A 13,163-nucleotide genomic window follows, 5' to 3' on the forward strand; every position below is an offset into this window, starting at 1 on the left:
CGGGCGCCGCACTCCCTGACGGGGGCGCGGCGCCCGCCCTTTTCCCTCCCGCCCTGTCCCGCCCCGTCCCGCCCCGTCCCGTCCCGTCCCCGCCCTCCCCCGCCCCTCCCGCCTGTCCCCGTTGATCATGAGGTTGGCGGCAGTTCGTGTCCGATTTGTCGCCGCCAACCTCATGATCGCCGAGGTGAGGGCGGGGTCGCGGCGCCAGTTCGGGGGAGTGGGGGTGTCCGGGGTGCGTGGACCTAGCCACTTCCCCGTACTGGTTTCGGCCCCGCCTCGGGGAGACACGGACTCCTTGATCACGCCGGGCGGGGGTCAGCGGGAGGCGAGGGCCAGGTCGGGGTCCACGGGCGGGGCGTCGACCGGGGTGCGGCGGTGGCGCAGCTCGATCGGGAGCACCGCCAGTGCCACCAGCGCGCCGATCGCGCCGGTGACCACGAAGCCCCACACGGGCGCGGTCGCGTCGATCACCGCGCCGGCCAGCGGTGCGCCGAGCGCGATGCCGACCGTCACCGCCGAGCCGTGCAGGCCCATGGCCAGGCCCCGGACCGAGGGCGGAGCCAGCCGGCTGACCGCGTCGGAGGTGGACGCGATGGTGGGGGCGCAGAGCGCACCGGCCGGGATCAGCGCGAGGCAGAGCAGCCACCAGTGCGACCCGCCCAGCCCGACCGGGATGGTGGTGAGGCTCAGCGCGGCCATCAGTGCCAGCGGGGAGAACGAGCGGCGTACCGCGCCGTAGGCGAAGCCACCTGCCAGCGACGCGACCGCCCAGGCGGCCAGCACGGCGCCGGTCCAGCCGACCTCGCCACCGGACCGGAGCACGGCGACCACCGCGACGTCGGTGCCGCCGAGCACCAGCGTGGCGGCGAGACTGACCGCCAGTACGGCGAGCAGGCGCGGGGTGAGCCACTCGCGGCGGTGCACCGGGCGCGGCGGCCCGGCGGGCTCGTCGGCGGCCCGGATCGGCGGGTTGAGCAGCCAGAAGCAGATGCCGGAGGCGACGATCCCGGCGCCGACCGCCCAGAGGGTCAGGCGCGGCGTGACGGCGGTGGCCAGGGCCACGGCGAGCGCCGGGCCGACCATGAACGACAACTCCACCGCCATCGAGTCCAGCGCGTACGCGGGGCGGCGCTTCTCGACCGGCACGAGCGCGGCGATCGACTGGCGGACCATCGAGAAGATCGGCAGGGCGAGCAGCCCGGCGAGGAACGCGGCGGGGAGCAGCACCGGGTACGGCAGCGTGGGCGCGGCGGACCAGAACAGCGCCTCGGCGACTGTGGTGAGCACCAGCACCGGCCGCAGCCCTCGGCGGTCGATGAGCCGCCCGAGCAGCGGGGCGCCGAGTGCCGCGCCGATCGTGGACGCGGCGCCGACCAGGCCGGCGGCGCCGTAACCGCGGCCCAGGTCGAGCACCACGTAGAAGGTGAGCGTCACCCCGGTGGCGGTCAGCGGCACACGGGCCAGCACCGACACCAGCAGCAACGATCGGAGACCGGGCAGCGCGAGCGCTTCCCGGTAAGGCTTCAGATTCACGACGGACCGTACCTCCGGCGCCATCCTGGGGCCGGGGTACGACACCCGCAACCGATTACCCGGTCAAGCGGTCCTGATCACAGGCTCGCCCACCATGCTCACCCCGGCGCCGTCGAGCGCCCGCAGCGCCACGTCGAGCGTGTCCGGCGCGACAGCGGCGGTCAGGTCGAGCAGCACCGTGGTCCGGAAGCCCTCCCGGGCGGCGTCCAGGGCGGTGGCGCGCACGCAGTGGTCGGTGGCGATGCCGACCACGTCGACCCGGTCCACGTCGTGCCGCCGCAGCCAGTCGGCCAGGCACTCGCCGTCGGGGGCGTGCCCCTCGAAACCGGAGTACGCGGCCGCGTGCTCGCCCTTGTGGAAGATCGTCTCCACCCGGTCGGTCGCCAGTTCGGGGTGGAACTCGGAACCGGAGGTGCCGACCACGCAGTGCCGGGGCCAGGAGTCGACGTAGTCCGGCGGGTCGCCGAAGTGCGCGCCCGGGTCGACGTGGTAGTCCTTCGTCGCGACCACGTGGTCCCACCGGTCCGGCTCGGCGGCGAGCAGCCGGGAGATGCCGGCGGCCACGCCGGCTCCGCCACCGACCGCGAGGGAGCCGCCCTCGCAGAAGTCGTTCTGCACGTCCACGATGATCAGGGCGTTCGCCATCTGACGGGTTCCTCCTCAGCTCGCGGGTACGACGGTCACCGGTACGGCCGGATCTCCGGCGGAGAGCTTGAGCCCCTCCCACGGGATGGAGATCAGGCACTGGCGCAGGTGGTCCCGGGACTCCTCCAGCGTGGGCAGCGTCTCCGGCTCGCCGGACACCACGTACGAGTGCTGGAGCAACCGGTCGTTGGGCTGCCGGTCCGGCACGCCCTGCGGCACGATGACCTCCTCGGTGGCGGTGCCGGTCGGCTTGTGCCGGCGGACCGCGACCTTCCGGCCGCCGATGGTGGCCTTGTGCTCGGAGCGCTTGACCACCGGCCGCCCCTCCACCTCGACCAGCTTGTAGACCAGGCCGGCGGTGGGCGCTCCGGAGCCGGTCACCACGGCGGTGCCGGCGCCGTACATGTCCACCGGTTCGGCGGCGAGCGCGGCGATGGCGTACTCGTCGAGGTCGCCGGAGACGATGATCTTCGTCTCGGTGGCGCCGAGCGAGTCGAGCAGCTCGCGGGACTGCTGGGCGATCACCGCGAGGTCGCCGGAGTCGATCCGGACCGCCCGCAGCTCCGGCCCGGCCACCGCGATGGCGTTGCGGATGCCCTGGGCGATGTCGTACGTGTCGACGAGCAGCGTGGTGTCCTTGCCCAGCGTGGCGACCTGGGAGGCGAACGCGGCCCGCTCGTCGTCGTGCAGCAGCGTGAAGGCGTGCGCGGCGGTGCCCGCGGTGGGGATGCCGTAGCGCTGCCCGGCGGCCAGGTTGGAGGTGAACCGGAACCCGGCCAGGTACGCGGACCGCGCCGCGGCGACGGCGGCCTCCTCGTGCGCCCGGCGGGAGCCCATCTCGATCAGCGCCCGGCCCCGGGCGGCGGTGACCATCCGGGCCGCGGCGGCGGCGACCGCGCAGTCGTGGTTGAGCACCGACAGCACGAGCGTCTCCAGCACCACGCACTCGGCGAACGTGCCCGACACGGTGAGGATCGGGGAGCCGGGGAAGAACAGCTCACCCTCGGCGTAGCCGTCGATGTCGCCGGTGAACCGGTAGTCGGCCAGCCATTGCGCGGCCGGCTCGTCCACCACTCCGGTACGGCGCAGGAAGTCGATCTCCGCCGGGTCGAACCGGAAGTCGCGGATCATCTCGATCAGCCGGCCGGTCCCGGCGACCACGCCGTACCGGCGCCCGGCCGGCAGCCGCCGGCTGAACACCTCGAAGACGCAGCGTCGGTCGGCCGTGCCGTCACGCAGGGCCGCGCTGACCATGGTCAGCTCGTAGTGGTCGGTCAGCAGCGCGGGACGAAGGGTGCTCACCGCCCCAGCCTAGAGTTCAGCCCGGATCCGCGCCGTCGTGCCCCGGCATGGACCGCAGTGCGGCCCGCAACTCGCCGCGCCCGGCGACGCCGAGTTTGCTGTAGACGCGCTGGAGGTGGTTCTCCACCGTGCGCGTGGACAGGAACAGCCGTTCGGCGATGGCGCGGCTGGTCACGCCGTCGGCGGCGAGGCGGGCGACCTCCCATTCCCGTTCGCTGAGCGTGGGGCGCAGCAGCCGCAGCGCCGGGGTGGAGATCTCGTCGCAGCGGCGCAGCAGATCGGCCAGGCGTTCCCGGATCGGCCCGGTAGCGCCGCCCCGGACGTGTCGTGTCCGGTGCAGCGCCAGGGCGGTCGCCTCGGCCGCGTACACGGTCAGTTCCCGGTCGGCGAAGCCGTCGGCGACGGCGAGCAGCGCGTCCGGGGAGCCGTCGACTGCGGCCCGGCCGAACCGGGCGACGAGCGGCGGCAGCACGCCGTCGACCTGCTCGGAGAGTTCGGCCAGGCGCTGCGCCACTCTGCGCCGGCCACCGTCGGTGCAGGTCGGGCCGACCGGCGCGGCGGCCTGGTCCAGCCGGACCAGGTCGAGCAGGACGAGCAGCTCGTGCCCGGCCAGGCCGTCCTCGCGCAGCCGGTCGGCGAGCGCGCACAGGTGCTTGGTCGCGGCCGGCAGGTCACCCGTGGCGGCCTGGACCGCGCCCCGGGCCTGCTCCAGCCACGGGTACAGCACGGCCATCCCGGGTGCGTGCGTCCGGTCCGCCTCGGCCATCGCCTCGGCCGCGTGCGTCGCGTCGCCGCGCAGCGCGGCGGCCTGGGCGCGCTCGGCGTGCGCGAGGCCCGCGTACACCCGGCTGGTGGCGAGTACTGCGCACGCCTCCAGGCTGGTCCGCAGCGCGTCGTCGCCGCGCCCGCGCAGCCGCGCCGCGTACGCCTGGAGGATGGCCAGGTAGCCGGTGCCGAGCCGGAAGTCGCCGGCCCCGGCCAGGTCGGCGAACTCGTCGGCGACGATCGCGTCGATGCCGGGCAGGTCGCCGGAGAGCGTCAGCCGGGTGCCCCGGGCCAGTTCCATGGCGAGCTGGAGGTAGGGCATGTCGGCCCGCCAGCACGCGGCCTCGGCCTGCACCCGGGCGATCGCGGTGGCACTGAGCTGGTATTGCCCCTGCGCGGCCTGCAGGTGGGCGAGCGTGCAGCGGGCCAGCTCCCGGGCGGCCATCGGGGCGGCGGGCCGGTCCAGCACCTCCTGGGCCAGCCGGACCGCGACGTCGACGTCGAGCCGGTGCAGCCGCATGATGGCCTCGAAGGCGCGTACGCGGGCGCGGTCGGCGGCGTCGCTCAGCTCCTCGCCGCGCGCGGCGATCTCCTCCACAGTGGACTCGCGGTTGAGTCCCCAGTAGCTGACCATGCCCCGGACGGTCAGCCACCGGCTGCGCCGCCGTTCGTCGTGGATCTCACCGGCGACCTGGTCGAGCACGCCGAGCGCCTCGTCCGGCCGGTCGCCGAACATCAGGATGGTGGCGAGCAGTTCGGCCGCGTCCGTGCCGCCGCCGGCCTCCAGCGCGGCCCGGGCCAGCCGGGTGGCCAGCGGCACGTCGTACCGGCCGAACGCCTGCACCGCCGCTTCGAGCAGCAGGGCCACGTCCTGCGCCGTACCCGAGTCGAGCCGCCACACCGCGACGCGCAGCAGGTCCTCCCGGCGGCGCTTGCCGACCTGTTCCAGCAGCCCGGCCAGGGTGGCCTGGAGCCGGCGGGTGCGGCTGACCGGGCAGTGCCGGCGCATCACCTCGCCGTAGAGCGGGTGCGCCAGGCGGACGTTGAGCCGCCGGTCGTCGTGGACCAGCGCGATGAGCCCGCGCTCCTCGGCGGTCTCCACGTCCGCCGGGTCGACCGCGCGTTCCAGCAGTTGCAGGCCCAGCGGCTCGCCGAAGGCGACCAGCTCGACGACCGCCCGGACGCCGGGGGTGAGCTGGCCGATCCGGGTGTCGATCAGTTCGGTGAGGCTGGGCGCCAGCTCCAGCCGGCCGGTCCACGTCCAGATCCCGTACCTGCGGTTCAGCTCGTCGTCGGCGGCCAGCACCAGCTCCCGCAGCAGCAGCGGGTTGCCCGCGGAGAGCTGGAACAGCCGGTCCGAGGAGCCGGCGTCGACGGGACCGCCCAGGATGGCGGCGAGCAGCCCGGTGGTCTCGCTGCGGCACAGCGGGGCCAGCTCGACCAGGTCGGCCAGGTCGTCGGTCCAGAGTGCGCGGATCGGCAGCGGGACCTGTTCGCCGTTGCGCAGCGTCCCGATGACGTACGCGTTCTCCGAGCGGGCGACCATGTGCACGAGCGCCGCCGAGGGCGGGTCGAGCAGATGCGCGTCGTCGATGGCCAGCACGATGGGCCGGCCGGCGGCCTGTTCCTGGAGCACGTCCATGGCCCAGCGCAGAATCCCGGCGGGGGACAGGCCCTGCGGCTGCGAGGCGGGCAGCACCTGGACCAGCCCGCCGAACGGCAACGCGGCGGTGGTGGCGCTGGCCGCGATGGACCAGATCGCGTACCGCTCGGGGGAGAGCGCGGCCACTCCCTCGCGCAGCAGGCGGCTCTTGCCGACCCCGGCGTCGCCGCTGAAGAGCAACCCGCGCCCCTCCGGGCCGCCGACCGCCGACAACAGACGGTTGAGTTCATCAGTACGGCCGACGAACTCCCACCTACTCATCGATGCAGCATATCGACCGTGTTCCGTCCGCGTCCGCACCGTCACGCAGTGAAGTTGAGTAATCTGTTCATTACCCGTGAGTACCGGATGTGTTGGTTGTCGGATGGCCGACACCCGTACTCTTCCGGCAGTCCCTGCAACCAGGGAAAATCCGCGACCGGTACCCCGGTCGCCCGACCGGGAGGCCCACCTGATGACACCAGGTCCGCTCCCTTCGGTCGACGTGCCCGACCCAGGCCGGCAGGCCGAGCCACCCGGATCCGCCCCGCTGCCGACCCGGCTCGGGGTGACCGTGCCCGGGCCGGACGAGCCGATGGCGGTGGTCGTCGCCGGTCCGGCCGGCGCGAACCGGCGTGAGCTGATCGCCGGCCTGCTCGGGGTCGAGGCCGCGACGCTCGCCGTGCCGCCGGGAAGCAACCTGCTGGTCCAGCACGCCGCCACCGCGACCCGCGCCGCGTACGTCCCGGGCTACCGCCAGCCGCACGCCTACGGTGCCGACCCGCTCGCCGCCGGTCCGGCGCTGGCCCGGCCGCCGCGCCGGGTCGAACTGAGCCTGCCCGATCCGCTGCTGCGGCACTTCGCGGTGCTCGACACGCCGGACACCGGCACGCTCGGCGTGGCCGGCGGCCGGGTGCTGCGCGACGCCGTCGGCCGGGCCGGCGCGCTGCTCTTCGTGATCTCCGCCGACCAGGCGTTCAGCGCGGCCGAGCTGCACCTGCTCGCCGAGGTGGCGCGTGCCCGGGTCGAGGTGTTCTTCGCCGTCACGCCCGGCGTGACCGGCCCGGCCGCGCCGGGCGACGGCGCGCGGGCGCAGGACCGGGCGGCGTCCGGCCCGAACGGGTCGGTCCGCCGGCTCGACCCGGTGTCGGTCTCCATCGAGGCGCACCGGGCGGCGCTGCTGGCCGCGGTGCCGGCGCTCACCCCGGCCCGGTGGTTCCCGGCCCGCCGCGCCGAGCTGCCGCAGCTGCGCCGCGCGCTGGTGGGCTGGGCCGCCGACGAGGTGCTGCGACGCGGCAGCGCCCGCCCGCCGGTGCCGGCCGGAGCGCACGGCCGGGTGCCGGTGCTCGCCGGCGTCGAGCCGGGCGAACTGGCCGACCGGATCGACCGTCAGGCCCGCGCCTGCGCCCGCCGGATCCGCCAGCACCTCGCCCTGGAACTCGCCAACATCCACCTGCGGGTGGTGCAGGAGATCGTCTTCGGGGTCGGCTGCGCCGGCCTGCCGCAGATGCTCGACCGCGAGCTGGAGGCGCTGTCGCTGCTCGCCACCGCCCAGTGCGACGAGGCGGTACGGGGCCTGGTCGACGAGGCCGCCGCCCGGGTCTTCGGCGCGCCGCTGGCCGAGGGCGTACGCCGGCGGATCATCCACGCGGTGCGCTGGGGCCTGGCCGACCACCCGGACGCCCCCGAGCTGGACCGGGTGCTCCTGGTGACCAGCACGGCCGGGGTCGCCGGGCTGACCGGCGCCGGCGCCCTGGACGCGCTGGCCGGGCTGCCCGGCGCGCAGCGCGACGAGGTGCTCCCGCCGGTCGGCGTCGCCCTCAACGGCGGCTGCTGGCAGCACTGGCGGGCACCCGGCAACAACGACCCGAACGCCGCTCGCTCCTGGGCCCAGCGCGCGTTGCGCGAGGTCGAACTCGAACTGTCCCGCGAGGTGTCCCGCCGCTTCGAGGTGATCCGTCTCTCGCTGGGCGCGGTGCTCGCCGATGCGGTCGACCACGGCATCCTGCTTGCCTGACCACGGCGCCGGCACACGGCGACCCGGGCTCGCGTACGCGGCCCGGGCGGGTGACGACGACCCGCGCGCGGTTCCGGTTCATCGGTTCCCCGGATCCGGTGGCACGATGGGGGGCATGGCGGCTCCACAGGTTGCGCCGGTCGAGACGCCGGACACCGAAGAGGTGCCGGTCTCCGACCGGCCATGGGTGACCATCGTCTGGGACGATCCGGTCAACCTGATGACGTATGTGACCTGGGTGTTCCAGAAGCTCTTCGGGTACAGCCGGGAGAAGGCGGAGCGGCTCATGCTGGACGTGCACCACAAGGGCAAGGCAGTGGTCTCCAGCGGCGCCCGGGAACGGATGGAGCACGACGCGGCGCAACTGCACGCGTACGGCCTCTGGGCGACGGTGGACCGCTCATGAGCATGTTCCGCCGCCGGGGCGACCACTACGTGGCCACGTTCGCGGTCGACGAGGTCCGGGTGCTGCGCAAGGTCGCCAACGAGGTGGTCGGTCTGCTGACCGACGGCTTCGACCACGGCGACCCGGTGGTCGGGCGGCTGTTCCCCGACGTCTACCCGGACGACGACGCCGGCACCGCCGAGTTCCGCCGCTACACCGAGGGCGACCTGAAGACCGGCAAGATCGACCAGGCGGGCGCGGTCCTCGCCGCGCTGCCCGACGGGGACGCCGGCGGCGAGGTGCGGCTGGACGCGGAGGCGGCCGAGGCGTGGCTGCGGGCGCTGAACGACGCCCGGCTGGCGATGGGCGTACGCCTGGAGATCAAGGACGGCACCGACCTGGGCGAGGAGCTCGACGACGCGGTGGCCGCGGACCCGGGTTCGTCCCGGGTGTTCCAACTGTCGGTCTACGCCTATCTCGGATATCTCCAGGAATCCCTGCTCAACGCGCTCATCGACTGAGTGGTGACGGTTGCCACCTCGCCGCCCGGGAGGGCCAGGCGCTAGGCTTGGCGGCGTGCTGAGCATCGACCGGTCGATCATCGACGCGATCGTCGCCCACGCGCGCCGGGACCACCCGGACGAGGCGTGCGGCGTGGTCGCCGGTCCCGTCGGCAGCGACACCCCGACCCGGCACATCCCGATGGACAACGCCGCCCGCTCCATGACGTTCTACGAGTTCGACTCGATGGAGCAGTTGCGGGTGTGGCGCGAGATGGACGACCGCGACGAGGAACCGGTCGTCATCTACCACTCGCACACCGCGACGGAGGCCTACCCGTCGCGTACGGACGTCTCCTTCGCCGGCGAGCCGGGCGCGCACTACCTGCTCGTCTCGACCCGCGAGCCCGACACCGAGGAGATCCGCTCCTTCCGGATCGTCGACGGCGTGGTCACCGAGGAACCGGTGGAGATCGTGGATGCCGCCGTGGACCCGAACGCCGTCCAGTCCTACATGTTCGGGCAGAGCCCGGCGACGGTCGACTACGAGTGTTCCGACCGCTGACCTTCAGCGCCGGCACCTTCCTTTCCCGTCACCTGGCACGATCCCGAACGAGGAGCACGAGACACCATGGCCATCGAGGTTCGCATCCCCACCATCCTGCGCAGCTACACCGGCGGCGCGAAGGTCGTCGAGGGCAGCGGCGACACGCTCGCCGACCTGATCGCCGACCTGGACTCCCGGCACGGCGGCCTGAAGGCCCGTCTGGTCACCGACGCGGGCGCGCTGCACCGGTTCGTCAACGTCTACGTCAACGACGAGGACGTCCGCTTCCTGGGCGCGCTCGACGCCAAGCTCAACGACGGCGACAGCGTGACCGTCCTGCCGGCCGTCGCCGGTGGCGCGTTCGGCTTCGCGGCCGCCGCGGCGATCGCCTCGCACGCGGTCTCCACGCGCGCCGCCCGCTGAGGGGGCCCGCGATGGCGCGGTACGACAGCCTGCTCGACGCCTGCGGCGGCACACCGCTGGTCGGGTTGCCCCGGCTCTCGCCGACGGTGCCCGAGGGCGCGCCGCCGGTGCGGCTCTGGGCCAAGCTGGAGGACCGGAACCCGACCGGCAGCATCAAGGACCGCGCGGCCCTGTTCATGGTCCGCGCGGCGGAGGAGTCCGGCCGGCTGCGTCCGGGTGACACGATCCTGGAGCCGACCAGCGGCAACACCGGCATCTCGCTGGCCATGGTGGCGAAGCTGCGCGGCTACCGGCTGGTCTGCGTGATGCCGGAGAACGTCTCCACCGAGCGGGTGCAGCTGCTCCGCATGTACGGCGCGGAGATCATCTTCTCGCCGGCCGCGGGCGGCTCGAACCAGGCGGTCGCGACCGCGAAGCAGATCTCCGCCGAGCACCCGGACTGGGTGATGCTCTACCAGTACGGCAACGAGGCGAACGCCCGGGCGCACTACGAGACGACCGGGCCGGAGCTGCTGCAGGACCTGCCGGGCATCACCCACTTCGTGGCCGGGCTGGGCACCACCGGCACGCTCATGGGCACCGGGCGCTACCTGCGGGAGAAGGTCGAGGGCATCCAGATCGTGGCGGCCGAGCCGCGCTACGGCGAGCTGGTCTACGGTCTGCGCAACATCGACGAGGGTTACGTGCCCGAGCTGTACGACGCCGGGGTGCTGTCCCGCCGCTTCTCCGTGGGCACCCGGGACGCGGTGCTGCGTACCCGGCAGCTCGTCGAGGTGGAGGGCATCTTCGCCGGGTTCTCCACCGGCGCCATCCTGCACGCCGCGCTCGCGGTGGCGCACGAGGCGGTCCGCGACGGCCGCCGCGCGGACGTGGCGTTCGTGGTCTGCGACGGCGGCTGGAAGTACCTGTCGACCGGCGCGTACGGCGGCACCCTCGCCGACGCGGAGGAGGCCCTGGACGGTCAGCTCTGGGCCTGACGGACCGATGGCCGGTCCGGTCGGTGGCGTGCCCGCCGGCCGGACCGCCGGTCTCGTCCGGAGCGGACGTGTATGGGTGTCACGTTGATGACAACTTCCGGCAGATGATTCTTGCTCGACCGGGGCGACGCGTAGGCTGCGCAGCGTGGCGAGCGCGTCGGTAGAGATCATCGGCGGGGCCGCCGCCGGCGCATCGACTACTCATCGTGAGATCGAGGCCACCGGATGAGACTGACCGTCCTCGGCTGCGCGGGCAGCTTCCCGGGGCCCGAATCCCCCTGTTCGGCCTATCTCATGGAAGCCGACGGCTTCCGGCTTCTGATCGACTTCGGGGTGGGGTCGCTCTCCACGCTCCAGCGTTACGTCGGGTTGCACGCCCCCGACGCCATCCTCCTCACCCACCTGCACTGCGACCACATGTTCGATGCCGTGTCCTACGTGGTGGTACGCCGGTACGCGCCGGACGGCCCGTACCCGCCCCTGCCGATGTACGCCCCCTCCGGCGCGCCCGACCGGCTTGCCGCCGCGTACGGGCAGGAGGAGGGCTCGGTGGAGGACGTCTACCAGTTCTACGGCCTCCAGCCGGGCACGTTCCCGATCGGCCCGTTCTCCGTCACCGTCGACCGGATGAACCACCCGGTCGAGACGTACGGGGTGCGGCTGGAGCACGGCGGCCGGGTGTTCTGCTACTCCGCGGACACCGCGCCCTGCGAGGCGCTGCTGCGCCTGGCCCAGGACGCCGACGTGTTCCTCTGCGAGGCCAGCTACATGGACGGCGTGGAGAACCCGCCGGACCTGCACCTGACCGGCCGGGAGGCCGGCGAGGCGGCCACCAAGGCGGGCGTGGGACGACTCCTGCTCACCCATCTCGTACCGGCCTGGGGCAGCGAGTCGCAGACCGTGGAGGCGGCGGCCGGGGCGTACGCCGGGCCGCTGGACGTGGTCCGGCCCGGCGCCTGCTACGACGTCTGAGCCCGGCGGCGGCCGGGTCGTGTCGGCGGGCACCGGCGGGCGGTGCGTTCACCGCACCGCATAGGGTGCAGGCATGGCGCGACCTGACGGGCGGCGGCCCGACCAACTCCGACCGGTGACCCTGACCCGGAGCTGGAGCACCCACCCGGAGGGCTCGGTGCTCGTCGAGTTCGGTGCGACCCGGGTCCTCTGCACGGCGAGCGTCACCGAGGGCGTGCCCCGCTGGCGCAAGGGCTCCGGGCTGGGCTGGGTGACCGCGGAGTACGCGATGCTGCCCCGGGCCACGAACACCCGCTCGGACCGGGAGAGCGTCCGCGGCAAGGTCGGCGGGCGCACGCATGAGATCTCCCGGCTGATCGGCCGCAGCCTGCGCGCCTGCGTCGACCTGAAGGCGCTGGGCGAGAACTCGATCGTGCTGGACTGCGACGTGCTCCAGGCCGACGGCGGCACCCGTACCGCCGCGATCACCGGCGCGTACGTCGCACTGCACGACGCGGTGACCTGGCTGGCCGAGCGCAAGTCGCTGGCCGGCAAGGTGGAGAAGGTGATGCACCGCTCGGTGGCCGCGGTGAGCGTCGGCGTGATCGGCGGCGAGCCGATGCTCGACCTCTGCTACGCCGAGGACGTCACCGCCGAGGTCGACATGAACGTGGTCTGCACCGGCACCGGCGACTTCGTCGAGGTGCAGGGTACGGGCGAGGCGGGCGTCTTCGCCCGCGACCAGCTCGACGCGCTGCTCGACCTGGGCGTGGCGGGCTGTCTGGAACTGGCCGACGCGCAGCGGAAGGCGCTCTCGTGAACAAGGTCCTGCTCGCCACCCGGAACCGGAAGAAGCTGGTCGAACTCCAGCGGATCCTGGACGGCGCGCTCGGCGCGCACCGGATCGCCCTGCTCGGCCTCGACGACGTCGAGGAGTATCCGGAGCTGCCGGAGACCGGCCTCACGTTCGGTGAGAACGCGCTGATCAAGGCGCGGGAGGGCTGCCGGCGTACCGGCCTGCCGACCATCGCGGACGACTCCGGGCTGGCGGTGGACGCGCTCAACGGCATGCCGGGTGTGTTCAGCGCCCGTTGGTCCGGCCGGCACGGCGACGACCACGCCAACCTCCAGCTCGTGCTGGACCAGGTCGCCGACGTGCCGGACGAGCACCGGGGCGCGGCGTTCGTCTGTACCGTCGCGCTGGTGCTGCCCGGCGGCAAGGAGCACCTGGTCGACGGCCGTCAGTCCGGCCGGCTGCTGCGCGCGCCGCGCGGCGACGGCGGCTTCGGCTACGACCCGATCTTCCTGGGCGACGGCCAGGAGCGGACGAACGCGGAGTTGACGCCGGAGGAGAAGGACGCGGTCAGCCACCGCGGCAAGGCGCTGCGGGAACTGGCCAAGCTGGTCGCGAAGGTGCTCCCGCCCGCCGCCTGACCCGCTCCCGGACGCCGGCCGGGCACCGCTTGGACGCCCGGC

The 13,163-nt window shown here is 73.7% G+C and carries 13 protein-coding genes; 9 read left to right on the forward strand and 4 right to left on the reverse strand.

All coding sequences use genetic code 11. From position 1 onward, the window contains the following. Positions 1-315 precede the first annotated feature (315 nt). Genes ACN27D_RS21825 through ACN27D_RS21840 form a run of 4 tightly spaced genes read right to left on the reverse strand, consistent with a single transcriptional unit; the run spans position 316 to position 6,169 of the window. A complete protein-coding gene (locus tag ACN27D_RS21825) occupies positions 316-1,557 on the reverse strand; it encodes an MFS transporter (RefSeq protein ID WP_252454147.1) in 1,242 nt (413 codons plus the stop codon). Positions 1,558-1,596: 39 nt separating this feature from the next. Continuing rightward, positions 1,597-2,178, reverse strand: a complete 582-nt coding sequence (locus tag ACN27D_RS21830) for an isochorismatase family protein (RefSeq protein ID WP_350814083.1) — start codon at positions 2,176-2,178, stop codon at positions 1,597-1,599. A 15-nt stretch (positions 2,179-2,193) separates the two neighbouring features. Next, positions 2,194-3,480, reverse strand: a complete 1,287-nt coding sequence (locus ACN27D_RS21835) for a nicotinate phosphoribosyltransferase (RefSeq protein ID WP_120571413.1) — start codon at positions 3,478-3,480, stop codon at positions 2,194-2,196. A gap of 16 nt (positions 3,481-3,496) precedes the next feature. Next, a complete protein-coding gene (locus ACN27D_RS21840; RefSeq protein WP_421499877.1) occupies positions 3,497-6,169 on the reverse strand; it encodes a LuxR C-terminal-related transcriptional regulator in 2,673 nt (890 codons plus the stop codon). A 193-nt stretch (positions 6,170-6,362) separates the two neighbouring features. Here ACN27D_RS21840 and ACN27D_RS21845 point away from each other — a divergent pair, with 193 nt between their 5' ends. The 9 genes from ACN27D_RS21845 (at position 6,363) to rdgB (ending at position 13,121) form a co-directional block, all read left to right on the forward strand. After that, positions 6,363-7,904: a hypothetical protein gene (locus tag ACN27D_RS21845; RefSeq protein WP_047892372.1), complete on the forward strand. Its 1,542-nt coding sequence runs from the start codon at positions 6,363-6,365 to the stop codon at positions 7,902-7,904. Between the two features lie 115 nt (positions 7,905-8,019). After that, the gene (gene clpS / locus ACN27D_RS21850; protein WP_018786685.1) at positions 8,020-8,310 is read left to right on the forward strand and encodes an ATP-dependent Clp protease adapter ClpS; all 291 of its coding nucleotides are present in this window, start codon (positions 8,020-8,022) and stop codon (positions 8,308-8,310) included. After that, the gene (locus ACN27D_RS21855; RefSeq protein ID WP_013284356.1) at positions 8,307-8,810 is read left to right on the forward strand and encodes a DUF2017 domain-containing protein; all 504 of its coding nucleotides are present in this window, start codon (positions 8,307-8,309) and stop codon (positions 8,808-8,810) included. Before clpS ends, ACN27D_RS21855 begins: the two co-directional genes overlap by 4 nt. Before the next feature lie 55 nt (positions 8,811-8,865). Further along, entirely contained in the window at positions 8,866-9,354 is a 489-nt protein-coding gene (locus ACN27D_RS21860) for a Mov34/MPN/PAD-1 family protein (protein ID WP_013284357.1), read from the forward strand. A gap of 66 nt (positions 9,355-9,420) precedes the next feature. Further along, positions 9,421-9,759, forward strand: a complete 339-nt coding sequence (locus ACN27D_RS21865) for a MoaD family protein (protein ID WP_091329859.1) — start codon at positions 9,421-9,423, stop codon at positions 9,757-9,759. Between the two features lie 11 nt (positions 9,760-9,770). Then, positions 9,771-10,736: a PLP-dependent cysteine synthase family protein gene (locus ACN27D_RS21870; RefSeq protein ID WP_091329858.1), complete on the forward strand. Its 966-nt coding sequence runs from the start codon at positions 9,771-9,773 to the stop codon at positions 10,734-10,736. 225 nt (positions 10,737-10,961) lie between these two features. After that, positions 10,962-11,708: an MBL fold metallo-hydrolase gene (locus tag ACN27D_RS21875; protein ID WP_047892375.1), complete on the forward strand. Its 747-nt coding sequence runs from the start codon at positions 10,962-10,964 to the stop codon at positions 11,706-11,708. Between the two features lie 73 nt (positions 11,709-11,781). Beyond that, positions 11,782-12,507, forward strand: a complete 726-nt coding sequence (gene rph, locus ACN27D_RS21880; RefSeq protein ID WP_120571410.1) for a ribonuclease PH — start codon at positions 11,782-11,784, stop codon at positions 12,505-12,507. Next, a complete protein-coding gene (gene rdgB / locus ACN27D_RS21885; RefSeq protein ID WP_120571409.1) occupies positions 12,504-13,121 on the forward strand; it encodes an RdgB/HAM1 family non-canonical purine NTP pyrophosphatase in 618 nt (205 codons plus the stop codon). Before rph ends, rdgB begins: the two co-directional genes overlap by 4 nt. The last annotated feature ends 42 nt before the right edge of the window (positions 13,122-13,163 follow it).

Source organism: Micromonospora sp. WMMD1274 (assembly GCF_049179035.1).
Taxonomy (GTDB): domain Bacteria; phylum Actinomycetota; class Actinomycetes; order Mycobacteriales; family Micromonosporaceae; genus Micromonospora; species Micromonospora tulbaghiae.